The organism is Ensifer aridi, assembly GCF_002078505.1.
Lineage (GTDB): Bacteria > Pseudomonadota > Alphaproteobacteria > Rhizobiales > Rhizobiaceae > Sinorhizobium > Sinorhizobium aridi.
Window position 1 is genome coordinate 282001 of sequence record NZ_LUAV01000035.1, and the last position, 26870, is coordinate 308870.

At 62.7% G+C, this 26870-nt stretch carries 24 protein-coding genes; 15 read left to right on the top strand and 9 right to left on the bottom strand.

Translation table 11 applies throughout. From position 1 onward, the window contains the following. The 9 genes from AYK65_RS27295 to dhaK all read left to right on the top strand — a co-directional run bounded on the left by AYK65_RS27295 (nt 1) and on the right by dhaK (nt 8539). On the top strand, nt 1-1098 hold the full coding sequence (locus AYK65_RS27295) for an ABC transporter ATP-binding protein (RefSeq protein WP_026615004.1): 1098 nt from the start codon (nt 1-3) through the stop codon (nt 1096-1098). Then, entirely contained in the window at nt 1091-2098 is a 1008-nt protein-coding gene (locus AYK65_RS27300; protein ID WP_026615005.1) for an ABC transporter ATP-binding protein, read from the top strand. The genes AYK65_RS27295 and AYK65_RS27300 overlap by 8 nt, the downstream gene beginning before the upstream one ends. A gap of 134 nt (nt 2099-2232) precedes the next feature. Further along, complete coding sequence (locus AYK65_RS27305; RefSeq protein ID WP_081162363.1) at nt 2233-3867, top strand: dihydroxyacetone kinase subunit DhaK; 1635 nt, start codon at nt 2233-2235, stop codon at nt 3865-3867. A 173-nt stretch (nt 3868-4040) separates the two neighbouring features. Beyond that, complete coding sequence (dhaL, locus tag AYK65_RS27310; RefSeq protein ID WP_420810268.1) at nt 4041-4661, top strand: dihydroxyacetone kinase subunit DhaL; 621 nt, start codon at nt 4041-4043, stop codon at nt 4659-4661. Next, entirely contained in the window at nt 4658-5056 is a 399-nt protein-coding gene (gene dhaM, locus AYK65_RS27315) for a dihydroxyacetone kinase phosphoryl donor subunit DhaM (protein WP_026615008.1), read from the top strand. The genes dhaL and dhaM overlap by 4 nt, the downstream gene beginning before the upstream one ends. Further along, nucleotides 5056-5400: an HPr family phosphocarrier protein gene (locus AYK65_RS27320; protein ID WP_026615009.1), complete on the top strand. Its 345-nt coding sequence runs from the start codon at nt 5056-5058 to the stop codon at nt 5398-5400. The genes dhaM and AYK65_RS27320 overlap by 1 nt, the downstream gene beginning before the upstream one ends. Then, complete coding sequence (locus AYK65_RS27325) at nt 5384-6988, top strand: putative PEP-binding protein (RefSeq protein ID WP_081162289.1); 1605 nt, start codon at nt 5384-5386, stop codon at nt 6986-6988. The genes AYK65_RS27320 and AYK65_RS27325 overlap by 17 nt, the downstream gene beginning before the upstream one ends. A gap of 5 nt (nt 6989-6993) precedes the next feature. Further along, the gene (locus AYK65_RS27330; RefSeq protein WP_026615011.1) at nt 6994-7404 is read left to right on the top strand and encodes a hypothetical protein; all 411 of its coding nucleotides are present in this window, start codon (nt 6994-6996) and stop codon (nt 7402-7404) included. A 139-nt stretch (nt 7405-7543) separates the two neighbouring features. Then, nucleotides 7544-8539 (top strand): dihydroxyacetone kinase subunit DhaK, encoded by a 996-nt coding sequence (gene dhaK / locus AYK65_RS27335; RefSeq protein WP_026615012.1) that lies wholly within the window; start codon nt 7544-7546, stop codon nt 8537-8539. Nucleotides 8540-8654: 115 nt separating this feature from the next. On the opposite strand, the gene AYK65_RS27340 is transcribed toward dhaK, so the two are convergent. From AYK65_RS27340 to AYK65_RS27360, 5 genes are read right to left on the bottom strand one after another with little or no spacing between them, the layout of a single operon-like run. Next, a complete protein-coding gene (locus tag AYK65_RS27340; RefSeq protein ID WP_046116704.1) occupies nt 8655-10169 on the bottom strand; it encodes an ABC transporter substrate-binding protein in 1515 nt (504 codons plus the stop codon). Between the two features lie 18 nt (nt 10170-10187). Then, nucleotides 10188-11891: a dipeptide ABC transporter ATP-binding protein gene (locus tag AYK65_RS27345; RefSeq protein ID WP_046116705.1), complete on the bottom strand. Its 1704-nt coding sequence runs from the start codon at nt 11889-11891 to the stop codon at nt 10188-10190. Next, nucleotides 11888-12739 (bottom strand): ABC transporter permease, encoded by an 852-nt coding sequence (locus AYK65_RS27350; protein ID WP_026615015.1) that lies wholly within the window; start codon nt 12737-12739, stop codon nt 11888-11890. Before AYK65_RS27350 ends, AYK65_RS27345 begins: the two co-directional genes overlap by 4 nt. Next, nucleotides 12736-13674 (bottom strand): ABC transporter permease, encoded by a 939-nt coding sequence (locus AYK65_RS27355; protein WP_026615016.1) that lies wholly within the window; start codon nt 13672-13674, stop codon nt 12736-12738. The genes AYK65_RS27350 and AYK65_RS27355 overlap by 4 nt, the downstream gene beginning before the upstream one ends. Nucleotides 13675-13725: 51 nt before the next feature. After that, the gene (locus AYK65_RS27360; protein ID WP_081162291.1) at nt 13726-14616 is read right to left on the bottom strand and encodes a proline iminopeptidase-family hydrolase; all 891 of its coding nucleotides are present in this window, start codon (nt 14614-14616) and stop codon (nt 13726-13728) included. Nucleotides 14617-14743: 127 nt separating this feature from the next. On the opposite strand from AYK65_RS27360, the gene AYK65_RS27365 reads away from it, so the two are divergent. The 4 genes from AYK65_RS27365 to AYK65_RS27380 all read left to right on the top strand — a co-directional run bounded on the left by AYK65_RS27365 (nt 14744) and on the right by AYK65_RS27380 (nt 18693). Next, complete coding sequence (locus AYK65_RS27365) at nt 14744-15526, top strand: LuxR family transcriptional regulator (protein ID WP_026615018.1); 783 nt, start codon at nt 14744-14746, stop codon at nt 15524-15526. A 55-nt stretch (nt 15527-15581) separates the two neighbouring features. Next, entirely contained in the window at nt 15582-16499 is a 918-nt protein-coding gene (locus AYK65_RS27370; RefSeq protein ID WP_034885398.1) for a proline iminopeptidase-family hydrolase, read from the top strand. Between the two features lie 247 nt (nt 16500-16746). Next, nucleotides 16747-17757, top strand: a complete 1011-nt coding sequence (locus tag AYK65_RS27375) for a Tim44 domain-containing protein (protein WP_026615020.1) — start codon at nt 16747-16749, stop codon at nt 17755-17757. A gap of 222 nt (nt 17758-17979) precedes the next feature. After that, nucleotides 17980-18693 carry a pentapeptide repeat-containing protein gene (locus AYK65_RS27380; RefSeq protein WP_026615021.1) on the top strand — a complete coding sequence of 238 codons (714 nt, stop codon included), beginning with the start codon at nt 17980-17982 and terminating at the stop codon, nt 18691-18693. A 54-nt stretch (nt 18694-18747) separates the two neighbouring features. On the opposite strand, the gene AYK65_RS27385 is transcribed toward AYK65_RS27380, so the two are convergent. Together AYK65_RS27385 and htpG are read right to left on the bottom strand one after the other, a co-directional pair. After that, a complete protein-coding gene (locus AYK65_RS27385) occupies nt 18748-19236 on the bottom strand; it encodes a hypothetical protein (protein ID WP_026615022.1) in 489 nt (162 codons plus the stop codon). A 153-nt stretch (nt 19237-19389) separates the two neighbouring features. Continuing rightward, nucleotides 19390-21279 (bottom strand): molecular chaperone HtpG, encoded by a 1890-nt coding sequence (htpG, locus tag AYK65_RS27390; protein ID WP_081162296.1) that lies wholly within the window; start codon nt 21277-21279, stop codon nt 19390-19392. Between the two features lie 176 nt (nt 21280-21455). Between htpG and AYK65_RS27395 the strand changes: the two genes are divergently transcribed. Further along, entirely contained in the window at nt 21456-22640 is a 1185-nt protein-coding gene (locus AYK65_RS27395; RefSeq protein WP_026615024.1) for an acetate/propionate family kinase, read from the top strand. A gap of 21 nt (nt 22641-22661) precedes the next feature. Here the strand turns inward: AYK65_RS27395 and AYK65_RS27400 are convergent, their stop codons facing one another. Next, on the bottom strand, nt 22662-24137 hold the full coding sequence (locus tag AYK65_RS27400; protein ID WP_081162299.1) for an NAD-dependent succinate-semialdehyde dehydrogenase: 1476 nt from the start codon (nt 24135-24137) through the stop codon (nt 22662-22664). Between the two features lie 163 nt (nt 24138-24300). Beyond that, complete coding sequence (locus AYK65_RS27405) at nt 24301-25569, bottom strand: 4-aminobutyrate--2-oxoglutarate transaminase (protein ID WP_046116709.1); 1269 nt, start codon at nt 25567-25569, stop codon at nt 24301-24303. Between the two features lie 220 nt (nt 25570-25789). Between AYK65_RS27405 and AYK65_RS27410 the strand changes: the two genes are divergently transcribed. Further along, nucleotides 25790-26617 carry a MerR family transcriptional regulator gene (locus AYK65_RS27410; RefSeq protein ID WP_026615027.1) on the top strand — a complete coding sequence of 276 codons (828 nt, stop codon included), beginning with the start codon at nt 25790-25792 and terminating at the stop codon, nt 26615-26617. Nucleotides 26618-26870: the final 253 nt, after the last annotated feature.

Consider the following 26870-nt stretch of genomic DNA (forward strand, 5'->3'; position numbering starts at 1 on the left):
ATGTCCGAAATCAAGGTCGTAAACCTGCGCAAGCAGTTCGGTGATTTCGTCGCTGTCGAGGATTCGAGTTTCACGGTCCAGGACGGCGAGTTTCTGGCGCTGCTCGGGCCGTCAGGCTGCGGCAAGACGACGACGCTCAGGATGATCGCCGGGCTCGAGCTGCCGACCAGCGGCAAGATTTATCTCGACGGCGAGGACGTTACCTTCAACCGGGCGAGCGCCCGCGACATCGCCTTCGTCTTCCAGCTCTTCGCGCTTTATCCGCACATGAATGTGCGCCGGAACATCGGTTTCCCGCTTCTGTCGCAGGGCGTGCCGAAGGCGGAAATCCGCGCCCGCGTCGAGGAGACCGCGAAGCTCCTGAGGATCGACCACATCCTCGACCGGTCGGTTTCGGGGCTCGCCGGCGGAGACCGACAGCGCGTTGCGCTCGGCCGCGCGATCATCCGGCGGCCCAAATGCTTCCTGATGGACGAGCCGCTCGGCACGCTCGACGCGGAGTTCCGCGAGGTCATGGTCCATGAGTTGCGCGAGCTTCACAATCGCATCCATGCGACCACGGTCTACGTGACCCATGACCAGCACGAAGCCATGGCGATGGCCGACAAGATCGCGGTGATGAACCACGGCGTGATCGAGCAGTTCGGCACGCCGCAGGAAATCTACAATCGTCCGGCCTCGATGTATGTCGCCGATTTCATCGGCTCGCCGCCGATGAATTTCATGCGCTTCCATTCGGGGCTCAAGAGAGGGACTCGATCGATCTTCCTCGACGGTGTCGAAGTCGCCGTGCCGGAGGTGGGGGAGGACGTGGCGCCGGGCGAAATGGCGCTCGGTGTCCGCCCGGAACATATCCGCCTCAGCGATCGATCCCCCATCCGCGGTGCTGTCTATGGCAGCGAGTATCTGGGCACCAACCAGGTCGTCGCCGTGGAGACCGCCGCCGGCATCGTCAAGGCGCGCGTTTCGGCCGACCGCAGCTTCAGGCTCGGCGAGACTGTCGGGCTGGAGTTCAATGCGACAAAGCTCGCCGTCTTCGACTGCGCCTCGGGCAGGGCGATCGCATCCTCCCTCTATGCGGAGGCGCGCCATGGCTGAGGTTGTTCTTCACGGTATTGGCAAGACTTTCGGCGATACGGCCGCCGTCGACGATCTGTCGCTGACCGTTCGGGACGGGGAATTCGTGGTTCTCCTCGGGCCGACGGGCGCCGGCAAGACGACGACCCTGCGTTTGATCGCAGGGCTCGAAACACCGGATTGCGGGCGGGTGACGATTGCCGGCCGCGACGTCGGTCGGCAGTCGCCGGCCGAGCGGGACGTGGCCTTTGTCTTCCAGCAATATTCGCTCTATCCGCACTTAAGCGTCTACGACAACCTCGCCTTTCCGCTGCGCTCGCCGGCACGGCGGCTCGCCGCCGAGGAGATCGACCGCCGCGTGCGCGAGGTCGCACGCATGGTTCGGATCGAGCACAAGCTCCAAAACCGCTCGACGCGGCTTTCCGGCGGCGAGATGCAGCGCGTCGCGATCGGCCGCGCGCTGGTGCGCCGTCCGGCGATCTATTTGATGGACGAACCGCTGTCGTCACTCGACGCGAAGCTCAGGGCGGAGCTTCGGCTGGAACTGAAGCGGATCCAAAAGGAGCTGGGCTCGACGCTTCTCTACGTCACTCACGACCAGGTCGAGGCAATGACGATGGCGGATCGCATCGGCATTCTGTCCGAGGGAAGGCTCGTGCAGGTCGGCACGCCGCGGGAGATCTACACGGAACCGGCCAATCTGCACGTCGCCGCGCGCCTCGGCCAGCCGCACATCAACCTGCTTCCCATAGACCTTCTGCCCGGCGCCGCGCCACCATTCGGCGCGCTGACGATCGGCGCGCGCACCGAACATCTGGAGATCGCGACCAACGCTCAGGGCAATGCCGAAGTCGACTGGATCGAGCATCTCGGCGATCAGAACCACCTGCACATCCGGGTGAAGGGCCACAAGCTCGTGACGCTTGCTGATCCCTATCTCTCCATCAAACCGGGCGACCGGATCAACCTTTCGCTGAGACAGCCCCTTTATTTCGGGTCGGCCGGCGAGCGGCTGCGCTGATGCTAATGCATGTCGCCCAAAAGTGTGCAGCGCTATTGGGACAACGACATGCATAAAAACGAAGACCTAAAGCACGTCGCATGAGTCTGCTGAAAGCGACGCGCGATCAATCAACAGGTAATTGGATGAGCACGATGAAGCACTTTTTCAACCGCAAGGAAAACATCGTCACCGAAGCGCTGGATGGCTTGCTGCAGACTGCGCCAGCCGGCACCCTCGCGCGTCTCGACAGCTATCCCGACGTCAAGGTCGTCCTGCGCGGCGACTGGGACAAGGCGAAGGTTGCGGTCGTTTCCGGCGGCGGGGCCGGCCATGAACCGTCGCATGCGGGCTTTGTCGGGAAAGGCATGTTGACTGCGGCGGTTTCCGGCGAGATTTTCGCCTCGCCGAGTGTCGATGCGGTGTTGACCGCAATCCGCGCGGTGACCGGGCCGAAGGGCTGCCTGCTGATCGTCAAGAACTACACGGGCGATCGCCTCAATTTTGGGCTCGCGGCGGAAAAGGCGCGCGTCGAAGGCTTTCGCGTCGAGATGGTAATCGTTGCCGACGACATCGCGCTTCCGGATATCGCTCAGCCGCGCGGCGTCGCCGGAACGCTCTTCGTCCACAAGATTGCGGGGCACTTGGCCGAGCAGGATGCGGATCTCGAGACGGTTGCCGCTGCCGCCCGCTCGGCCGCGCGCGACATCGTTTCGCTCGGCGTGTCGCTCTCTTCCTGCTCCATTCCCGGCCAGGCCCATGCGGAACGGCTCGAGGCGGACGAGGGGGAACTGGGGCTCGGCATCCACGGCGAACCCGGCGCCGAACGGATCGCCCTGCAGGAGGCGCGCAGCATTGTTGCCACCATGTCCGAGCGGCTTTCCAGAGCGCTTCCGGGAGACGGCAGCTATGCGCTTCTCATCAACAATCTCGGCGCCGTGCCGCCGATCGAGATGGGATTGATCGCCCACACGGTCCTTTCCTCGTCACTCGCCACGCGTGTGAAACTGACGATAGGCCCAGCGCCGATGATGACGGCGCTCAACATGAACGGCTTTTCGCTGTCGCTCATCCGGCTTGATGGCGAGCGTGAGGCGGCATTGAAGTCGCCCGTCGGCCCACATGCGTGGATGCCCGCCGTCGAGCGGCATGATGTCGCCGTTGCACCGGCGATTGTTCGGCCTGCCGCTCAGTCCGTCGCGGCCAGTCACGATCCGGCCGCCGATCGGCTGATCGCGGCGATCTGCGATCATCTGCTCTCGCTCGAAGCGGAACTCAACCATCTCGACGCCCGAGCCGGCGACGGCGATACCGGCTCAACCGTGGCGACGGGTTCGCGCAGCGTTCTTGCCCAGATCGAAAGGCTGCCGCTGAAGGACATCGCCGCGACGCTTTCCTCGATCGGCGGCATTCTCAGCACCAGCATGGGCGGATCGAGCGGCGTGCTCCTGTCGATCTTCTTCACCGCGGCGGCCAAGGCCTATTCGGACACGAAAGACATGGCGGGCGCGCTGCTGTCGGGACTCGAACGGATGACCTTCTACGGCGGGGCGGCCGTCGGTGACCGCACGATGGTGGATGCTCTGGATCCGGCGCTGCGCGCCCTCAAGGCGGGCGGTCTCGCCGCGGCGGCTTCCGCAGCCCGCGCCGGCGCCGATGCGACCCGCGCGATGAAGAAGGCGAAGGCCGGGCGCGCCTCTTATATCGGCGAACGGGATCTCGACGGCGTACCAGACCCGGGAGCCATCGCGGTGGCCGCGGTCTTCGAAGTCGCAGCAGGGCTTGCCTAGAACACGATGATTTCAGGTCGGATCGACCGAAATCATAAACGTGATCGACTCTTATAAGTCAGCGCCGGATGCGGGCGGAGAACCGCGCAACTTTTTCCTCATCCCGCGCTAAGCACATGCTCTAACGATGGCGGCCGATCGCGAGTATGATCGAGAGAGATTGGTAAAAGGTGTTGGTCGTGGTGGCACATGCAGCGCTCATAGGCGGGTTGATCGAGGCCTGTCGCGAGGTGATTGCCGCCAATGCCGATCATCTGTCGGAACTCGACAGGGCCATCGGCGACGGAGACCACGGCACCAACATGCGTCGCGGCCTGGAGGCGGTCTACGCTGAGCGAAACCGGCTCGCAGAACTTACTCTGCCGAAAGCACTGGAGGAGATAGGCCTCATTCTCGTCATGAGCGTCGGCGGTGCGGCCGGTCCGCTCTACGGAACGCTGCTGATCGAGACCGGTCGTCAATTGGCCGGTTCGAACGGACAGATCGAGTTTGCACGCGCGCTCGAGCTTGCCATCACTGCCGTCGCCCGCCGCGGGCGGGCGAGTCCCGGCGACAAGACGCTGCTCGACGTGCTTTACCCGGTGCATGCCGAAGTGGTAAGGCGCGCGGGACTGGCACACATCTGCGAAGAGGCGGAACGGGCGGCAAGCCTGACTTTCGGCATGAGGGCGATGCGCGGGCGCGCCGCCTTTCTCGGTGACCGGTCGGTCGGACATGTCGATCCGGGCGCGAAGAGTTGTGCGCTGCTGACGGCGGCGATCTGTCGTTTCTTGGAGGAGCATTGTCCGGCATGACCCCGAAATCTGCAAATGTCGGCATCGTCATCGTTTCGCATTCCCCCCTTGTCGCGGAAGGTGCCGCCGACATGGTGCGCCAGATGGTCGGCGACTGCGTGCCGCTCGCCTGGTCGGGCGGCAACGCGGAGGGTGGGCTCGGCACGCACGCCGCCGGCATCCTTGCCGCCATCGAACGGGCCTGGTCGGATGCCGGGGTAGCCATCTTCGTCGATCTCGGTGGGGCGGAGACGAACAGCGAAATGGCGATCGAAATGCTCGGGGAGCCGCGGTCCCGAAGAGTGATCATTTGCGACGCGCCTTTGGTCGAGGGGGCGGTGATGGCTGCTGCTGAAGCGTCGGGCGGGGCGGCTCTTGCCCGCGTCGTGGCGACCGCGGAGGAACTGTCGCCGTGATGGACAACAGGCCGCGACGGGAAGCGCCCGAGGCAGTGGACACGCAGGGTTACTGTCAGGCGGAGATCGAGGTGACGCACGGCTTCGGGCTGCATGCTCGCCCGTCGGTCGTTTTCACGCGGCTCGCGAAATCGTTTCCCTGCACCGTCGAGATCGAGGTCAACGACAGCAACGTCTGGCTGAACGGCAAGAGCATCGTCAAGATCATGGGGGCGAGGATTCGGAGGGGTTCGATCCTGAAAATCCGAACCCGAGGCTTGCGCGCCGCGGAAGCGATCCATGCGCTCAAGGCGCTCGTCGAGCGCGATTTCGATGAAGAACAGAAGCATGGCCGAAGCGCTTGAAATCCCCGGGGTATCCGCCTCTCCGGGTGTAGGGGTCGGGCCTGTCCATCTCGCCGCCGAATTTACGGCGGAGGCGCTCGCGCCCGGCGACACCGTGGCCGCGGAAGGCGACCGGCTGCGACAGGCGGTCGCCACCGCCGTCGCGGAGCTCGAGGCTCTCGCGTATCGGTCGGATGAGGAGAGCGCCGGCATTCTCGACTTCCAGATCGAGATGCTGCTCGATCCGGCTCTCGTCGAAATGGCCGAGGAGCGGATCGTGGCCGGGGATGGCGCCGCACTCGCCTGGTTCGGCGCGCTCGACGACTATATCGCCGGTATCGAGGAGGCGCCCGATGAGCAGCTCCGCGCCCGCGCGGTAGACATCGTCGACATCCGCAATCGCGTCCTCAGCGCGCTCACGGGCCGCCCTCTGGAAGATTTTGCACCCGGTTCGGTCTTCGTCGGCAAGGACCTCGAGCCCAGCCTCTTCCTCGCGCATGACTGGACCGCGGGCGGCGGCATCGTCCTCTTCGAAGGCAGCGCCTCCAGCCATGTGGCAATGCTCGCTCGCAGCCGTTCGGTACCCATGCTGGTGGCGACGGGCCGGTTCGAAGTCGCCGCCGGCGCGCGCGTGCTTGTCGATGCGAGTAATGCCCGAGCCGTTATCGCGCCCGACGATGGGCATGTTCGCGAGGCGAAATCGAGGAAACCTGCAGTAAGGCCGACCGCCTCGCGCACCGGCGGAGCGATCCAAACCGCCGACGGCGTTGCGATCCGGCTGTCTGCCATCATGAACGATCCGCGTGACCTCGAGGCCATTGATCCAGCCTCCTTCGCGGGCATCGGTTTGATGCGGACCGAATTTCTGGTGACTTCGCCCGCGGATGCCTTCGATGAGGAAAAGCACTACGACATCTATCGGCATGCATTGGATTGGGCCGGCGAATCGCCGGCGATCGTGCGCATGCTCGATCTCGGCGGCGACAAGACATTGCCGGGCCTCGGAGCCAGGAGGAGCGAATCCTTCATGGGCCTCCGGGGCATCCGGTTGCTCCTGGCGCGGCCGGAGCTTGCCCGCGCCCAGGCGCGCGCGCTGCTGCGCGCCGCTGTACATGGCAATCTCGGCGTCCTTTTGCCGATGGTGACGGTCCCGGGGGAACTCGATGCGATGCGGGCGATCTTCGAAGAGGAGTCTACCGCGCTTGGCAAGAGGGGGCTGCAAACTCGCATGCCGGAGATCGGCATGATGGTGGAGGTGCCGGCGGCGGCGCTGATGCTCGACCGTTTTTCGCGGTCGGACTTCTTCTCTTTCGGGACAAACGATCTGGCGCAATATCTTGCGGCTGCCGCAAGGGACGACCAAAGCGTTGCCGCACTTTACGACGCCGCCACGCCTGCGGTCTACAGGGTGATCGCGCAGGGCGTGGCACTTGCCGAGGCAATGAACAAACCGATCGGGATCTGCGGCGAGATGGCCTCCGACCCCCGGCATATACCGGCGCTCATAGCTGCGGGCCTTCGCCAATTCTCGGTGGCGCCCAATCGGGTGGCGGACATAGGATCCACAATCGGCGGCATGTGCTCGGATGGCGGGCCGCGGCGGAGATGAAATGAATGTCGCGCGAGACTGTTGAAGACGCGATCATCGCCTACAAGACGATCCTGGCGCAGATCATCGACAATCGGCCGTCGGGCACCCGTCAGCGGCTCGCCGCGGCGCTCGGCAAGCATCGCAGCTTCGTCACACAGGTGACGAGTCCGACCTATTCGACCCCGCTGCCGGCGCGGCACCTGGCGACGATCTTCCGCGTCTGCCACTTCAGCCCCGGTGAGCAGGAGCGCTTCCTTCAGGCCTATCAGTCCGCGCACCCCGGCAAGCTGCCGGATTTCGGGAGCGCGGAGAAGCTGCGCCAGCTCTCGCTGATCGTTCCCGATCTCGGCGACGAGAAGAGGAACCGCCTGTTCGACGAAGCGATCGAGGAACTCGTACGGAACATGGCGAAACTGGTCGGAACGGTGGATTAGAGGGTCTTGATGTGTTTCAGTACATCGCTGCGCCCCGGCTCTCCATGTTCGAGTTCGATCAAGGCCACCGATGCCGAGATTCTATGCGTTGCGGCGATTTGCGCGAAGCAGGAGAGCACGGCGTCGTGGGAGAGGCACGATGAAGAAATTCATGAACCGAGCCGAGACGCTGGTGGCTGAAAGCCTCGCGGGCTTCGTCGCAGCCCATGAACACATGGTGATCTTCGGAGCCGACAGGAAGTTCGTTCGCCGGCGGAGCCTTCGGCCGGGTAAGGTCGCGCTCATTTCGGGCGGCGGTTCGGGGCACGAGCCGATGCATGTCGGCTTTGTCGGGAGAGGTATGCTGGACGCCGCGTGCACCGGACATGTATTCACCTCTCCGACGCCGGACCAGATCATTGCCGCGATCCGGGAGACTGACGGCGGGGAGGGATGCCTGCTCATCGTCAAGAATTATGACGGCGACGTCATGAACTTCGAGATGGCGGCCGAACTCGCTGCGGCCGAGCACCGGATCGCCACCGTGATCGTGCGCGACGACGTCAATCCCGGCGGGTCGAAGCGCAGCCAGGGCAGGAGAGGCGTTGCGGGAACGCTCGTGGTGGAGAAGCTGCTGGGAGCGGCGGCGGAGGCCGGCTGGCGGCTCGACGAGCTCAGCGCACTAGGCGAGGATCTCAACGGCCGCATCCGCACCATGGGCGTGTCGCTCAGCGGTGTGACCGTACCGGACACGGAGCGGAAAACCTTCGCGCTCAACGAAGACGAGATGGAGATGGGCGTCGGAATTCACGGAGAGCCAGGCCGTGCACGGGTCAAATTCGCGGCCGCCGACGAAATCGTGGAAACGATGCTCGAGGCAATCTTGAGCGATCTGGCACGGGACCGGGGCGACAAGCTGCTCCTCTTCATCAATGGATTCGGTGGCACGCCAGTGTCGGAACTCTATCTCGCCTACAATTCTGCCCGAGCGCGGCTCCAGAGCCTGGGTGTCACAGTTGCCCGGTCGCTGGTCGGAACCTATGTCACCTCCCTGGACATGGCGGGCCTCTCAATCACCGTTGCCCGCCTCGAGGAGCGAGAGCTTTCCTTGTGGGACGCGCCGATCGACACGCCGGTGCTGCGCTGGGGAGGCTGATCGGATATTTTCGGAGGTGTCGCTTGGCAGTTAATCGTAAGATGTGATCACCTCGGTGGCTTCGCCATGGAACGATACCGGTTCGCAGCCTGTATCGTCCATGGCGGTCCAATCGTCAGTTCTTTACCGTGTCTTCCAGGAAAAACCGGCCAAGCGGATTCTGGTAGAAGTTCTCGATGTTCTTGCGCGAAACGTTCAGGTAGGGGCTGTAGTAGAGGTCGACCCAGTGGACATCGTCCTTCGCCGTCTTCTGGATGTCGACGTACATGGCCTCACGCTTCGCCGGATCAAGCTCCAGACGCGCTGCGGCGACAAGTTGCTTCACCTTGTCGCTGTTGTAGCGGGTCATGTAGTTCATATTGGTGTCGTGGCCGAGCACGAAGGTGGTCTTCTGGTCTGGATCGAGGATGTCGTTCGTCCAGTACATGACCGAAATATCGTAGTCGCCGGCGACCAGCATGTCCCAGCTTTGACTCGGGTCGACCTTCTGCAGATTGACCGTGACGCCTGCCTTGGCAAACTGCTGCTGCAGCTGCACCGCGATCTGCTCATCCACCTCGTTGCCGGCGTTTACGATATAGTTGAGCGTCAGGTCCGATGCTCCGGCCTCGGCCAGCATCGCCTTGGCCTTCTCCGGATCGTAAGGATACTGGTAGTTGGCGTCGTGGTGATAGAGCGAGCCCTTTGGAATGTAGGAATTTGCGACCGTGCCGATGCCGAACGTGACCGTGTCGACGATCGCTTTCTTGTCTATCGCCATGTCCAGTGCCTGGCGCACTTCCTTCTTGGCAAGCATCCCGTGCTCATGGTTGATGAGCAGATGGTCCTCGCGGGTCGAGGTGTCAATGTGAACCGTGAGGTTCGGGTCCTTCTTCAGTTCCTCGACGCGCGAGAACGGAACGAAAATCGCTGCGTCGAGTTGGCCGGCCTGGACGTTCAGCATGCGAGTGTTGTCGTCCGGAACCGAAATCCACTCGACGCCGTCTAGTTTCACACGGTCGGCCTGCCAGAAGTTCGGATTCTTTTCGAGGATTACCCGGTCGCCGCGCCGCCACTCCTTGACGGTGAACGCGCCGGATGATGCCGTTGGCAGCTCGGCGAAGGCGTCCTCGCCAGCCTCGACGGCCTTCTTGGAAAGCACCGAGACGTTCGGAAGGGCAAGCGTCGACAGGAACGGCGCGGAGGGCGTCTTCAGCTTGACGACCAGCGTCTTCGGATCGGCCGCCTCGGCGGTTTCGACGATCTTGTAGCTGTCGCTCCAGAGAGAGCCTTCGTGGTCGCGGATGCGCAGCAGGCTGAAGGCGGCATCTTCGGCAGTGATCGGCGAGCCGTCGGAGAACTTTGCGTCGCGGATCTTGAACGTGTAGGTCAGGCCGTCGTCGGAAACGGTCCAGCTTTCGGCGAGGCCGGGCTCCAGCTTGGTGCCGGTCTTGTCAACGCGGACAAGCACCTCGAAGACGTTGGAAAACACCCAGTTGTCGACGTTCTGGGCCGACTTGATCGGATCGAATGTCGTCGAATCCTCGCGGCGGCCGATGGTGAGGATGCCGGCGGCTTCGGCATAACTGGCACTGAGTATGAGGGCGGCTGCGAAAGCGGCGCGGCCGATGTTGTTCCATCTTTTGGTCATAGTTCGTTCCCTTCGTTATTATGGCATGCGTTTGAAGGACTGGATCGGTTCGAGAGACGCGGCATCGGTATGGCCGAGCAACTGCCTGTCGGGATCAATGTCGGGGATCGCTGCGATCAACGCGGCGGTGTAGGGATGTTTCGGCCGGGAGAAGACGTCCTCGGAGCGGCCGTCCTCGACGATCTCTCCGCGATACATCACTACCGTGCGTTCGCACAGGTTGCGCACGATCGCCAGGTCATGGGCGATGAAGATCAACGTCAGGTTAAGGTCGCGGGCGAGCTTGCGGAAGAGATCGATGATCTGCGCCTGGATCGTGACATCGAGTGCTGCGACGCATTCGTCCGCGATAATCAGCCTCGGATCGACGGCAAGCGCACGGGCGATGCCAGCCCTCTGACACTGCCCGCCGCTCATGCTGCGCGGCTTGCGGTTGACGAATTCGCGCTCCAGTCCGACAAGGTCCAGCAGCTCGTCGACGCGGGACGGAATGTCGGCCCTGGCGATCTTTTTCTGGACTTTCAGCACTTCAGCAAGGGTCTGGCCGATGGTCAGGCGCGGGTTCAGCGCATTGAACGGGTCTTGAAAGACCATGGCCGCCTCGCGCCGCAGCCTGGCGAGACCCGCATTCCTCTGCTGAAAAAGATCGATACCATCGAAGCTGACATGACCGGAAGAGATCGGTGTCAGGCCCAGCAGAGCACGGGCAAGCGTACTCTTGCCGCTGCCGGATTCGCCGACGATGCCGACCGTTTCGCCGGGCATGATCTGCAGATTGACACCCGAGAGGGCGCCGACGGTTCGGGCGTTCTTTCCCCTGAAAAGGCTGCCGCCTGTCGGGTACCGCACATGCAAATCGTCGATTTCCAGAAGCGGCCTTGTCGCTGCACGTGAGGGCGCAGGGGCACTGACGGCGGGGAGCGCCACGTCCGGCATCGATGGATGGCTGTGGATGAGGCGAACCGTATACGGGTCCTGCGGTGCGGACAGGATTGTCCGTTTCAGCCCCTGTTCCAGCAGCCTGCCGCCGCGCATCACGGCAATGCGGTCGCAGGTCTGCGCCACGACGCCGAGGTCATGGGTGATGAGGATGATCGACAGGCCGTGCCTATCGCGGATATCCATCAAGAGCTTCAGGATCTGCGCCTGGATCGTGACGTCGAGCGCGGTGGTCGGTTCGTCGGCTATGAGGATTTGCGGATTGCAGGAGAGCGCCACACCGATCATAGCCCGCTGACGCATGCCGCCGGAAAGCTCGTGCGGGTAGCTGTCGTACTGGCGGACGGGTTCAGGGAAACCGATCTGCGCCAGTATCTCGATCGCTGCCGCGCGCGCATCGCGGCCGTTGATGCCCTGATGATAGCGGATTCCCTCGAGGATCTGATCACCGATGCGCATGACCGGATCGAGATGGCTGGTCGGGTTCTGGAAGATCATGCCAATCTCGGCGCCGCGCACCTTTAGCATCTCGGCGTCGGTGACGGCAGTGAGGTCGCGCTCTTCGAAGAGAATGGTGCCGCCTTCGATCTTCAGCAAGGATGATGGCAGGAGGCGCACGAGCGAGCGGCAGAACAGGCTCTTGCCCGAGCCGCTTTCGCCGACGAGGCCGAGGATCTCGCCCTTGGCGAGGTCGAGTGAGACGCCCTGCAGCAGGGTGCGCGTTTCTCCCTGGAGATGCGCTTTTACGGTCAGGTCGCGGACCGACAGGACGGAGGCACTCATTCGTGCACTCCGAGTAGTTCGCCAAGCGCGTCGCCCAGCATGCTGAAGCCGAAGGCAAGGCAGACGATGGACAGGCCGGGAAATAGCGTGATCCACCAGGCCGTGGTGATGAAGCTCTGGCCTTCCGCGACCATGACGCCCCATTCGGCGACCGGCGGCTGCACGCCAAGACCGAGGTAGCTGACGGCTGCCCCGCTCAGCAGCACCAGCACGGCATCCGACATGGCGAAGACGATTGAGCCGGCAATGGCATTGGGTAGCAAGTGCCGGAACATGATGCGGAAGCGGCCGAAACCGAGGCTGACGGCTGCAACGGCATAGTCGCTGTTCTTCAGGACCAGGATCTGTGCCCGGATCAACCGGGCATATGACACCCAGCCGACCAGCGCCATGGCAATGTAGAAGCTGCTGAGGCCCGGACCCAGAATGGCGATGATCGACAGCATCAGCACCAGGAACGGAAAGGCCAGGATGATGTCGATGAGGCGCATGAACAACGCGTCGACGATGCCCCCGAAGAAGCCGGCGATGGTGCCGACTATCGTGCCTATCACGAAGGGGAAGACCACGCCGATCAGGGCGATCTGGAGGTCGATGCGAGTGCCCCAGATGACGCGTGAGAGGAGATCGCGGCCGAAGTTGTCGGTGCCGAACGGATGCAGGAGCGATGGCGGCTGCAGGCGGGTTGCACCGTTCTGCAGGATCGGGTCATAGGGCGCAACGACGGGTGCGCCGATCGCCAGCAGCAGGAAAAACAGCAGGATGCCCGCGCCGATGACCAGGGGCAGCCGTTGGCTGAGGCGCAACCGCCAGCCGGCGGGCGACGAGGACACCGTGCCGGCGCTCATAGTTTCACCCTCGGATCGATGGCGACGGTGACGACGTCGGCGAGGAAGTTGACGAGCACCGTGGCGCAGGCAAACACCATGGCGACACCCTGCACGACCATGTAATCGCGCGAGAAGATGGCGCGCACGAGCAGCTGCCCCATGCCCGGCAGGGCAAAGACGCTTTCGACCACGACCGTGCCGCCGATCAGCCAGCCGATATTGACCGCCAGAAGGTTGATGGTCGGCACCAGCGAATTCGGCACGACATGCCGCCAGAAGACGATACGCTCAGGCATGCCGCGCGCTCGGGCGGCGGTCGCGACGTCTGACTTCAGGGCCTCTATCATTGCCGCGCGCAGGCTGCGGATCAGCACCGTGGAAAGGGAGAGGGCTACTGTCAGGCTCGGCAGAACCAGATGGACGAGCTTGTCGCCGAACGTCTCCCCGTAGCCGGACACCGGCAGCAGGTCGAGTTTGACGCTGAAAAGGATCATCAGCATCAGGCCGAGCCAAAAGGGCGGGAAACCGATGCCGAATGTGGAAACAATGCGGACCACATGGTCGGGCGCCTTGCCGGAATTGCGCGCGGCCAGCGCCGCCATGGGTACGGCGATGAGGACCGACAGGACGACGCTCGACAGGACGAGCGCTATGGTCGGCTCGATGCGGGTGGCGATGAGCTTCAGGACATCGATCTTGTAGAGGATCGACTTGCCCATCTCGCCATTGGCGAGATTCTTCACGAAATAGAAATATTGCTGCCACATCGCCTCGTCGAGGCCGTATTGAGCGCGGATCTTGGCGATGGCCGATGGCGTGGCGCGGGCGCCCAGGAGGTTGCGCGCCGGATCGCCGGGGATGAGCCGCACCAGAATGAAGGTGATGACGCTGATCCCGAAGATGACGGGCAGGAACTGCAAAGGTCGAGTGAGGACGAACCTATAGCGATGCATGGCGATGTCGCCGCCTCCGTCTTTTTCGGATGTCTCTCGCCATGTGTTGCATCAGTTCGGCCCGTGCCGCGACAGGAAATCGATCAGAGCAGGATAATATTCCGCGGGGTTCTCGTAGAAAGGCATGTGGCTCGCATTGGCGAAAACCCTGAGCTCGGCGTTCGGGATTGCGAGCTTCATCTTCAGGGCGCAGGCCGGCGTGAGCTCGTCGTGTTCTCCCGTGGTGATCAGCGTCGGCACCTTTATGCCGGGAAGGTCGGGAATGCGGTTCCAGTCCTTGAGATTGCCGGTATAGAGAAACTCGTTCGGGCCCTGCATCGTGCCATAGGGACCCATGTTCCAGTCGTCAAGCGACCGGCGTAAGGGCGCAGGCCATTCCGGCAGACGGCAGACATGGCGATGGTTCAGGATGGTGATGGCTGCCATGTATTCGGGATGGTCGTATGTGCCCTGCGCCTCGTGCTTCTGCATCATGGCAACGGTCTCCGGCCCGAGTGCGGCGCGCAGCCGCTCAAGCTCGGTGACGAGGTGCGGCATGTCGGCGACCGTGTCCTCGAGGATCAGCGTCTGCAGATTTTCCGGGTATGTCAGAGCGTAATCGATCGCCAGCCAGCCACCCCAGGAATGGCCGAGCATATGTAACCTGCCGAGCCCCAGTGCCTTGCGAACCGTTTCGGTCTCCTCGACATACCGGCCGATCGTCCAGAGCGAAGGATCGGTCGGGCGGTCGGAGGCGCCTGTGCCGAGCTGATCGAAGGCGACCACGCGATAGCCCTTGTCGATGAGACATGAATGGGCTTCGCGCAGATAGTCACAGGGTAATCCCGGACCGCCATTCAGGCAGAACAAGGTTTCCGGGCCTGCACCGAAGCTGTAGGCCATCACCTTGTAGCCATCGACCTCGATTTCATGTCGCGCCTCTGGCTCGATATCACGCCACATTGGCCGCCCCGGCAAAGAATCTGCTTGCTCAATAATTGAGCATGGCTAAATTTTTACCCGAAACGCCAGTCGGCGCCCAGCTATAAGAAGTGATAGGTTCACCTGTGACCGGGGACCGGAGCCAATGATGATCGATGAAATCGGGACGATCAGGAACCAGTTCACCGCGCACGAGACCCTGGATGGCTGTGTCGACCAGGTCTTCGAGGCGATGAAATCGATCGGTTTCGAGGCGCTGATCTACGACTATACGCCGGTGCCCTGGGATCTCGATGGCACGATCATGATCCCGTCGCTGCTGAAACTGCGCAACATTTCCGATGACATGCACGAATACTGGTTCGATCGCGGCTATTTCCGCATCGATCCCGTGCAGCAGGTGGCGCTGCGCACCTCTACGCCGTTTTTCTGGAACTATGACACCGATGCAGACACGCTGATCAGGCGCTTCATGAGCGATGATACGGCGCCTGTCGCCCGGTATCTACGCGAACGGGACATGTCGACCGGCGTCACCGTTCCCGTCCACATGCCGCGCGGCGACTATGCGACGGTGACGGGCGTGCGTTTCGGCGCCAACCGGGAATTCGAGCGGCATGCGCTGCGCTACACAGCCGATTTCAACCTGCTCGCCCATGTGTTTCACGAGGCGGCCTATTCGCTGTTCGACGCGCGGGCCTTCAACGTGGGCACTGCAAGGCTGACGGAACGGGAGCGTGAATGCCTTCGCTATTCCGCCGAAGGCCACTCTGCCAAGGAAATTTCCCGGATCATCCAACGCTCGGTTCCGACCGTCGTCATGCACCTTAACGCCGCGGCCAAGAAGCTCGGGGCCAAGAACCGTACCCAGGCGGTGGTGCGCGCCACGCATTACCGGCTGCTTGAAGAGCGCCCGTCCTATAAGTTGTGATAGCTGCCGCGGCTTAAAACACCGCGTTATGCTTCCTCCATCGTCAGACGTGGAGATGCATGTGGCCGCCATTGCTTCGAAGGAAGCCTTCCTGCCCTTTCGCGAATACCAGACCTGGTATCGCATCACCGGTTCGCTCGACAGCGGCAAGCTGCCGCTTGTCGTGGCCCACGGCGGGCCGGGCTGCACTCATGACTACGTGGATTCCTTTAAGGGGATCAACGAGATCGACGGCCGCGCCGTCATCCACTACGACCAACTCGGCAACGGCAACTCCACGCGCCTTCCCGAAAAGGGGCCGGATTTCTGGACTCCGGCCCTGTTCCTCGAGGAACTCGATGCACTGCTGAAGCATCTCGGCATCCAGGATCGCTATGCCTTCCTCGGACAGTCCTGGGGCGGCATGCTGGGTGCGGAACATGCGGTGCTGAAGCCGATAGGGCTGAAGGCGCTGGTCATCGCCAATTCGCCGGCCAATATGCGTACCTGGGTGGCGGAAGCCAATCGCCTGCGCGAGGAGCTGCCGCAGACGGTTCAAGAGAAGCTGCTCAGGCACGAGCAGGCGGGCACGATCACCGATCCGGAATACATCACCGCCTCGCGTGTCTTCTACGACCGCCATGTCTGCCGCGTCACGCCGTGGCCGCCGGAAGTCGCGCGCACTTTTGCGATCATGGACGAGGACAATACGGTCTATCGCAACATGAACGGCCCAACCGAGTTTCATGTGATCGGGACGATGAGGGACTGGACGATCGAGGATCGGCTGACGTTGATCGAGGCGCCGACCCTTTTGATCTCGGGCAAATACGACGAGGCCACGCCGCTCGTCGTCAAGCCGTATGTCGATCGCGTCAAGAACTGCGAATGGGTGCTGTTCGAGCATTCCAGCCACATGCCGCATGTGGAGGAGAGGTCCTTGTGTCTGGAAACGGTTTCCCGTTTTCTATCATCCCACGATACCGACGCTTGATGCGGAGACGCGCCGTTTCATTTGGGCGCATCAGCTTCATTTTGACCCATCATAAGCTCAGTTGCTCTTGCGGCCGTCCGGATGGCTCCGGCCACTCATACCGCTGCTTTGAATCATCGAACGATTTACCCGTAAATCGTGGTCATTTTCCCGAATTACACCGTTGCGCTCTTAAACTCCCGCGGCGCGCGCTCTATATGCGTCCGTGGGGCCGTTTGCGGCCGGGAGTGACAAGGGAATTGATGGAATGCAGCGCTTCGGACGGGTTATGGCAATGGTGGCGGTTGGCCTCATGGTGATGTTGACGGTGGTCGATGTCGCCGAGGCGCGGCGGGCGGGCGGCGGTTTCGGGTCTCGCGGGAGCCGGACCTTTTCGACCCCGCCGGTGACCCGCACAGCTCCGGCTCCGGCCGCGCCGATCGACCGCACGATGACGCCGCGGCAGAATGCGCAGCCGTCCACCGCCACCAATCCGGCTGCGCAGAACCGGACGACCAGTCCGCGCCCGGGCTTTTTCAACGGGTTCGGTGGCTCCATGCTCGGCGGTCTGCTGATGGGCGGACTGATCGGCATGCTGCTCGGCCATGGCCTCGGCGGCGGCATCGGTTTTCTCGGCCTGTTGCTGCAGCTCGGTGTCCTTTTCCTGGTAATTTCGTTGGCGATGCGATTTTTCGGCCGCAATCAGCGGCCGGCCTATTCGGCGCCGTCGGCATCCGCGCGATCTTCGGCGATGGCCTCGGGCACTCCCTCCTTCCGCATCCCGCGCATCGGTGAAGGAATGGGCGGGCTCAATGCCGGCACGAGATCGGCCCCGCCGCAGTCGTCTTCTGCCCCGGGCGAGACCGACGAAATCGGCGTCGGCCAGCACGAGCTCGATCGTTTCGAGGCGATGCTGAAGGAGGTCCAGGCCGCCTATGGAGCAGAAGATTACGCGGCGCTGCGCCAGCTGACGACGCCGGAGGCCATGTCCTACCTCGCGGAAGAGCTGAGCGAGAACGCGACCAAGGGGCTGAGGAACGAAGTGCGCGACGTGCATCTCGTCCAGGGCGACGTCGCCGAGGCATGGAAGGAGAATGGCACCGACTACGTGACTGTTGCTATGCGCTATGAAAGCATCGACGTGATGCGCGATCGTGCAACCGGCCGTGTCATCAGCGGCGACCCCAACGAGCTCACTGAAGCGGTCGAGATCTGGACCTTCCTGCGCCGGCCCGGCACCGACTGGCAGGTCTCAGCCATTCAGGGCGTTGAGGCGTAGTGTCGGCGCAATCCCTCATTTGATTTTAAAAAGTGCAATCCGAATCGTTTATTGACGGCGCTGGGCTTGCGGCTCTTTTCAAGTGAGCGGCGGCGCCGTAACCTTTTGAAACGAACGCAGTTCTTGCAGTGGTTCGACGCCTGAATTATGCGGCGGCAAGGGCCGGTTGATCATGGGTGGGAGCGGCGAAATGAAGACGTCCGGAAGACAGGAAACGGACCGATGAGCACGAATTCTTTCATCTCCGGTGCCGCGGTTTTCGTCGTCGCAATCGTGGCATCGGCATACGCCTGCGGCGCCGCCGAGTCGGCGGATTGCAAAGGCTCGCCCGGGAGGGGAACGGACTGGCACGACTGCAACAAGCGGCTTCTCATGCTCGGTGGCAGCGACCTCGAGGGGAGCAATCTGGTCAGTACCGACTTTACGATGACTGACTTGCGCGACACGAATCTTGGTTCGGCAAATCTCGAAAAGGCCACGCTCGTGCGCGCTTCGCTCGCGGGAGCCAGGGCGGACAAGGCGAACTTCACCAGGGTCGAGGCCTATCGCGGCAATTTTTCGGGTATCTCCGCGCAGAGTGCCTCCTTCGTCAGTGCCGAACTGCAGCGCACCGACTTCAGCGGCGCACGGCTGACAGGTGCCGATTTCGAAAAGGCGGAGCTTGGTCGCGCCAATTTCGAAGGGGCGGTGCTGACCGGCACGCGCTTCTCCATGGCCAATCTGTCACGCGCCAATCTCAGCGGAGCGGTCTTCGAAGGACCGATTGATCTGGATCGCGCCTTCCTGTTTCTGACGAGGATAGAGGGTTTGGACCTCTCGGCGGTCACCGGCCTCAAGCAGGAACAGGTCGATCTTGCCTGCGGCGACGGAGCGACGAAATTGCCGGCCGGACTGTCGGCGCCTGCAAAGTGGCCGTGCCCGCCCGATGACGACTGAGCAGCAGCCGCTCCGCATCGTTCCGCTCGAACCGGTCGAAGGTCGCGACCCGGTTTAGATGATCCGTTCACCGAAGCTTCGGCGCGGGAGGAGACAGAACATCGGCTTCCTACGAACGGCGATAGCTGACTTTGCGCGAGTACCCAGCCACCGTCGGACGGCATCTTCCGGCGCCTCACCGCTCATGACGTCGATCGAGCGGCCCATGAGGTCGAGCCGGCGACCGGAATAGCCGGCGTCGTCCGGATGCCGCCCGAAGCGTGACGGGCCGAAGTCCACGCACCATCGTTTGCGATGCGGAAACCGCTTCGACGGGCCCGCTTCGAAGAACGCCCAGACATCGAAGTCCTTTATGCCGTTTCTCCCGTCGAGGTAATGGAGCGCGCTGCCTTGTGCCAACGCAAGCAGGATGAGGCGGTCTCGATAAAGGCCGGCGACCGGCGCACGATCGAAAATCGCGGCGAGGCTACCCATCGCGACCGATTCGATCTTCTCGAGGTCGGCGGCTGTCAGCAATTCGTATGATCGGTTAGCGGGTTCCATCCGGCCGTACCGCCCGGTCGCATGGCGACCAGCTTAGCACGAAGATTTGCGCGGCCCCAAAACGCATAGACCGAGGCCGCGAGGCAATATCGCAGCCACCGCCGCAGGAGGAGGAATTGATGTGGGCGGAACCGCCCACATCCGGAGGTCCCTTCAGCCTTTCAATGCGCGATGGAACACGCGCGACAGACGCTCCGCGAAGGCACGCGGGTCTTCTGGCTTGTCACCGTCGAGAACACGGGCCTGGTCGAGCAGCAATTTTGCCGCGTCCTCGCGAAACTCCCTGTCCTCCGCGGGATAGGCGGCAAGGGCCGTAATGAGCGCATGGCCGGGATTGATCTCGAGGACCGGTTTTGCCGCGCTTTCGATGCGCCCTGCGCCCTGAAGCATCTTTTGAAGCTGGCGGTCCGGACCGTGCTCGGCCGCAACCAGGCAGACTGCGCTTTCCGTCAACCGGTCGGAAGTTCTGACATCGGAGACCGCTTCGCCAAGCGTCGCCTTTGTGAAGTTCACGAATTCGGTCACAGACGGGCTTGCCTCGGGCGAGGGGGTGGCCGCATCTTCCTGCTTCGCAACACCAGCAAGGTCGGCAGCACCTTGCGTGATCGATTTGAACGGCTTGCCCTCGAAATCGGGCGCCGTCGTCACCCAGAAGCTGTCGACCGGGTCCGTCAAGAGCAGCACTTCGATGCCGCGCGCGCGGAAACCTTCAAGCTGCGGCGAGGCTTTCAACTGGGCGAGGTTGTCGCCCGTCAGATAGTAGACCGCGTCCTGACCTTCCTTCATGTCCCTGACATAATCGCTCAAGGCGCGCGGCTTCTCGTCGGAAGCGGTCGTGCGGAAGCGCGAAAGCGCAAGAAGCTGGCTTCGCCGTTCGAAGTCCTCGTAGATACCTTCCTTGATGACGCTGCCGAAGTTCTCCCAGAGCTTCGCGAAGGTCTCCGGCTCGTTCTCCGCGAGCTTCTCAATGCTGGTCAGAATACGGTTCGTCAGCCCCTTGCGAATGCTGGCGAGCAGGGGGCTTTCCTGGATCATCTCGCGCGAGACGTTGAGCGGCAGGTCGGCCGTGTCGATGAGGCCGCGCACGAAACGCAAGTAGCGGGGCAGCAGCTCCGCCTCGTCGGTGATGAAGACGCGTTTCACATAGAGCTTCATCCTGCCCTTGCGATCGGGATCGAAAAGATCGAAGGGCTTGGAGCCGGGAACGAAGGCAAGTGCGGTATATTCATGCCGTCCTTCCGCACGGAAATGCACGGTCAGGGCCGGCTCGTCATATTGCCCGGCAACACCGCGATAGAAGTCGGTGTATTCTTCCTTGGAGATCTCGCTCTTCTGCTTTGTCCAGAGCGCGGTTCCGTCGGCGACCTGGGCGGGCTCGGCACCGGGCTTCTCGATGACGGAGATCGGAACGGGGACGTGGCCCGACTGATCCTTGACGATGCGCTCGACCGTCCAGCGCGACGTGTAGATCTTGGCGTCGCCCATCAAATGCAGCGTAATGCGTGTGCCGCGTGCCGGCGCATCGGCGAGCTCGACGGCGGAAACCGTATAAGTGCCCTTGCCGTCTGAGGTCCAATGCCAGGCTTTGTCGCTGCCGGCGCGGCGGGAAACCACGTCGACATTGTCGGCAACCATGAAGGCGGAATAGAAGCCGACGCCGAACTGGCCGATTAGCTGTGCGCCGTCCTTGCCCTGCGCGGCTTCGATTCGCTCCATAAAAGCTCGCGTACCGGACCGGGCGATCGTACCGAGGGATTCAACCAGTTCGTCACGGCTCATGCCGATGCCATTGTCCTCGACGATCAGGCGGCGGCTGTCTTCATCCAGGGTCAACGTGATGCGCGGCGTAGGATCGCTGCCGAGCAGTTCGGGTGCCACGATCGCCTCGTAACGAAGCTTTTCGCAGGCATCGGCCGCGTTCGAAATCAATTCGCGCAGAAAGACGTTCTTGTCGGAATAGACCGAGTGCACCATCAGGTGCAGCAGTTTCGCCACATCGGCTTCGAAGACATGTTTCTCCACGGACATTTCGACTTCATTCATCGCGCTTGCTGACCTCCTTGATTTGTTGCTCCCAATTGGCAAGTGGAGCTTGGAATTTCAAGGGCCGTCTTGCAGCGGCCTCACTCGGGTGCGAAGTTGCCGTGCAAAGGTCGCTGTAGCAGTCTGGAAACGCCGCAGGGCTGCGATTAATGAACATGCAGTAGCGGTCTGACATCATGGAAGCGCTCCTCGTATTCAATGCCGGCTCATCCAGCCTGAAGTTCCAGATCTTCGACATCGCCGATGGGCGGCTGGAGCGCCGGATTCGCGGTAAGATCGACGGCATCGGTAGCAGCCCGCGCCTCAAGGCAACGACGGCCGACGGCGCCGAGCTCGTTGCGCGCAGCTTCGACGGGGCAGCGGTTCCCGATCTTCCTGCCGCGATCGCCGAGGCCCGTGACTGGCTTTTGGCGCTTGAGGGCGTCGAGCTGCGGGCGATCGGTCACCGCGTCGTGCACGGCGGTCCCGAGTATATCGGGCCTGTGCTGATCGATGCGACCGTGCTCGACCGGTTGGTGCACTACCAGAATCTCGCACCTCTGCATCAGCCGAACAACCTGGTGCCTATCCGCCTTGCCATGGAGATCAACCCGGAGGTGCCGCAGGTCGCATGCTTCGACACTGCCTTTCATCATGGTCGCGCCGAACATACGGATTGCTACGCCCTGCCGCGCACCTTCTATGATCAAGGCGTGCGACGCTACGGTTTTCATGGGCTTTCGTATGAATACATCGCCGAGCGGCTGTGCGAGGTGGCACCGGAGGTGGCGCGGGGCAGGATCATTGTCGCCCATCTTGGAAGCGGCGCTTCGATGTGCGCCCTGCGGGGCGGGCAGAGCATCGAGACGACCATGGGTTTCACTGCGCTCGACGGCCTGCCGATGGGAACGCGCCCGGGTCAACTCGACCCGGGCGTCGTGCTCCATCTGATCACCGCGAAGGGGATGAGCGTCGAGGAGGTCTCGGACCTTCTTTACCACAATGCGGGACTAAAGGGGCTCTCCGGCATCTCGAACGACGTGCGCGAGCTGTTGGCGAGCGACGATCCGCGCGCTTCCTTTGCAATCGCGCATTTCGTACATCGCTGTAGGCTTCACGCAGGGATGCTTGCCGCCGCGCTCGGCGGCATCGACGTTTTCGTCTTTACCGCGGGTGTCGGCGAGAACTCCGCTCCGATCCGCGCCCGTATCGCCGAAGCGCTTGCCTGGCTTGGCGCGGAGGTCGATGCGGCGGCGAACGAGGCCGGCGCTGCACTGATCTCTACGACGAGGAGCCGCATTGCGCTTCACGTCATTCCGACCGACGAGGAGCTGATGATCGCGCGCCATACGCTTGCGCTGATCAGCACTCACATGGACTGATTGGCTGGCGTGGCACCGGCCTTAGATGTTGCCCATGCAGAGATATTTCATCTCGAGGTAATCTTCGAGGCCGTGGCGCGAGCCTTCGCGGCCGATCCCGGACTGTTTGATGCCGCCGAAGGGCGCGGCCTCCGAAGACATGCGCCCCGTGTTGATGCCGACCATGCCGTATTCCAGCGCTTCGGCCACATGCCAGACCCGCTTCAGGTTCTCGGCATAGAAATAAGCAGCGAGGCCGTAGATCGTGTCATTCGCCTCTGCCACCACCTGCTCGGCGCTTTCAAAGCGTAAGATCGGAGCGATCGGCCCGAACGTTTCTTCCTGTGCAACCCGCATGTCATGCGAGATGCCGGTAAGAACGGTCGGTTCGAAGAAGGTGCCCTTCGTCCCGATCCGGTTGCCGCCGCAGCGCACTTCGGCACCCTTGGCGATCGCGTCGGCGACATGCGCCTCGATCTTCTCGATCGCATGCCCATCGATCATCGGGCCGATGGTCACGCCGGGGAAGAAGCCATCGCCCACATGGAGCTCACGCACGCGGGCGACGAATTTCTCGGCGAAGACGTCGTGAACTGCGGATTGCACGTAGATCCGGTTTGCCGAAACGCAGGTCTGGCCGGCATTGCGAAACTTCGCCTGGACAGCACCGTCCACCGCCTCGTCAATATCGGCGTCGTCGAAGACGATGAAGGGCGCATTGCCGCCGAGTTCCAGGCTCACCTTCTTGATCTGGTCAGAGCATTGCCGCATCAACAGGCGGCCCACCTCTGTCGAGCCGGTGAAGCTGATCTTGCGGACCTTGGGGTTGCTGCAGAGTTCTCGGCCGATCGGGGCGCCTTCCGAGGCATAGAGGATATTGACGACGCCGTCCGGGAAGCCCGCCTTTTCGGAGAGTACGAACATGGCGCCGGCGACAAGTGGCGTCTGCTCCGCCGGCTTCAGAACGATCGCGCACCCGGCGGCAAGCGCCGGCGAGATTTTGCGAGCCACCATCGAAGCCGGGAAATTCCACGGCGTGATGGTGCCGACGACGCCGACCGGCTGCTTGATCACCAGCATGCGGCGGTCGTTCGCCGGCGCCGGGAAGGTCTCACCGTAGACGCGCTTTGCTTCCTCTGCATACCACTCGACGTAAGATGCGGCATGCAGAACCTCCCCTTTCGCCTCGCCGAGCGGCTTTCCCATTTCGGCCGTCAGGATAGCGGCCAGATCATCGGCGTGCTCGACGATCAGGTCGTGCCAGCGGCGCAGTATTGCACTTCGCTCCTTGGCGGGCATGCCCGCCCAAAGAGGCTGAGCCCGCGCGGCGGCGTCTATGGCCGCGTGTGCTTCCTCGATCCCCATGTCGGGAAGCGTCGCCAGCAATTCGCCGGTTGATGGATTGAAGACGTCGAAGGTCGCGCCGGCCCACTCGCCAGAGCGTCGCGTCACCCGGTCGAGCGCGGCAAAGTGGTCAGTTGCCCGAAGGTGTTTCGTGAGTGCGGCTTTCAGGGCCATGGCGCGTCCTCCGACGATAGCTGCAGCGGCCTGCAAGCATCGCTTCTTTGCTTTGTTGGAGGCGCAAGCTCATGCGCCCCTGCCACTGCTGTTCCTTTGCGCCTGAAAAGACGCACCGCCCTGCAGAGGCGGACGACCGCGATAGCGGCCGCCCCGCTTGCCGTCAACCGCGCGCTTCGAGGATCGATGCCTCGAGAACATCGAGCGCCTCGGCGAAAACCTCGTCCTCGATCGTGATCGGCGCCAGGAAGCGGATGACGTTGCCGTGAACGCCGCAGGTGAGCAGGATCAGGCCCTTTTCCAAGGCTATGAGACGGACCTTGTTGGCGAAGTCGGCACTCGGCAAGTTCGTCTTCACGTCGTTGAATTCGACCGCGTTCATGAAACCCGGCCCGCGGATGTCGGCGATCTCCGGCGCCTTCTCGCGGATTGCCGCGAGGCGCTGCTTCAGCCGGTTGCCGAGCTGGTTCGCCCGCTCGCACAGCTTTTCCTCCTCGATGACGTCGAGGACCGCATGAGCCGCGGCGATGCCGATCGGGTTGCCGCCATAGGTGCCGCCGAGGCCGCCCGGCCCCGGTGCGTCCATGACCTCGGCGCGGCCGGTCACGGCGGCAAGCGGGAAGCCACCGGCGAGGCTCTTTGCCATCGTCAGCAGATCCGGAGCGACATCATGGTGCTCCATCGCGAAGAGCTTGCCGGTGCGGGCAAAGCCGGTCTGCACCTCGTCGGCGATCAGCAGGATACCATGCTGGTCGCAGATTTCGCGGAGCGCCTTCATGAAGCTCGTCGGAGCCGGATAGAAGCCGCCTTCGCCCTGGACCGGCTCGATGATGATCGCGGCGACGCGGGCAGGATCGACGTCGGCGGCAAAGAGCTTCTTAAGTGCCGCCATCGACTGTTCGACGCTGACGCCGTGAAGCTCGATCGGGAAGGGGGCATGGAAAACGTCGGCCGGCATGGCGCCGAAGCCGACCTTGTAGGGCACGACCTTGCCGGTCAGCGCCATGCCCATGAAGGTGCGGCCGTGAAAGCCGCCGCCAAACGCGATGATTGCCTGACGGCCCGTCGCGGCACGGGCGATCTTGACGGCGTTTTCAACAGCTTCGGCGCCGGTCGTGACGAAGATCGTCTTCTTCGCGAAGTTGCCGGGCGCAAGCGCGTTCAGGCGCTCGGCCAGATGCACATAGTTCTCGTAGGGGACGACCTGATGACAGGTGTGGGTGAAGCGGTCGAGCTGCGCCTTGACGGCTTCGATCACCTTCGGGTGGCGGTGACCGGTATTGACGACGGCGATGCCGGAGGCGAAGTCGATGTAGCGATTGCCTTCCTTGTCCCAGATCTCGGCATTTTCCGCGCGGTCGGCGTAAATCTGCGTGGTCATTCCCACGCCGCGGGATATGGCTGCGTTCTTGCGGTCGGTCAGGCTGGTCATCGTCGTCGTCCTGGTTGTGAGGGAATATATTGCATTTTTTCTGCAACTTTTCTCCGGAAGTGGTACATCTTCCGGAATGGAATGCAAATCAAATTTGCTGATCGAGACACCACCGAGGCTGATGGCCACCTTCTTGTAAATCGACGAGGCGCGGGTAGATTGCCGGCAGCATTCGAGGGCACGCTGTCGCGTCGCAGTGGCGGAACGAGGACATGAACGGATGAGCGGTGCTGGCAACGTACGCTACAAGGTTGCCGAGGCGGCGAGGCTCGCCGGCGTCTCGGCGTCGACGCTGCGGCTGTGGGAATCGCAAGGGCTCGTCGTCCCGGAGCGTTCTGCGACCGGCCATCGACAATACAGCGAGGCCGATCTTGCACGGTTGAAGCGCATCTCCTGGTTTCGCACCGAACGCGGCCTCAATCCAGCCGCAATACGGCAGGCGCTCGACGCGGAGAGCACGGCGAATGACGATAACGGCTCGGCCACGTCGATGGAGAATAATGCCGACCTGCAGGTCGGCCGGAAGCTGCGAAACCTCAGACACGCCGCGGGCAAGACGCTTGAGCAGGTGGCTGGCGAGATCGGCATCGCCGCATCGGTTCTCTCCACGTTGGAGCGGACGTCACAAGGCGTCTCCGTCGCAGTTCTGCATAACATCGCCGAGTATTTCGGAACGACGGTCTCAAGCCTCTCCGGCGAAGAGGAGGCTCGTGCGAGGGCACTTGTCAGGGCCGGCGAGTGGCGCAACTGGCCGCGCACGACGCCGGGTGTGACGGTTCAGCTTCTCGCGGAAGGGAGGAACCAGATGGACTGCCATCGCTTCGTGCTGGCGCCCGGCGCATCGAGCGAGGGGGCCTACCGGCATGAAGGTGAGGAATTCGTCTACGTGCTCTCCGGCCGTGTCGAGTTCGTTCTCGACGGCGATCAGTTCTACGACCTCCATCCGGGCGATTCGCTCTACTTCGAGAGCCGTCGCCGCCACGCCTGGTCGAACAGGCATGACGGCGAGACCGTTCTGCTCTGGATCAACACGCCGCCGACCTTTTAGCAAACCGAACAGAGGCATTCGGCAAAGAATTAGATTAGAATATTCGCATCAGATCTCGCGTTCGGTGATGTATTGCCAATATTCATGCAACCGAAGGGGCGATTCGGACCATTAATCCAAATCGGCTTTGATCTCAGCATGGTATTGCACGGTCGACACACCGCCATTTCAACAGCGGCCCACGGGGTAATCTTGCGACAGCCGCGCCAAAGTTTGGCCCGATTCGGCCATACAGTCGCCTGGCCGCCCTTAA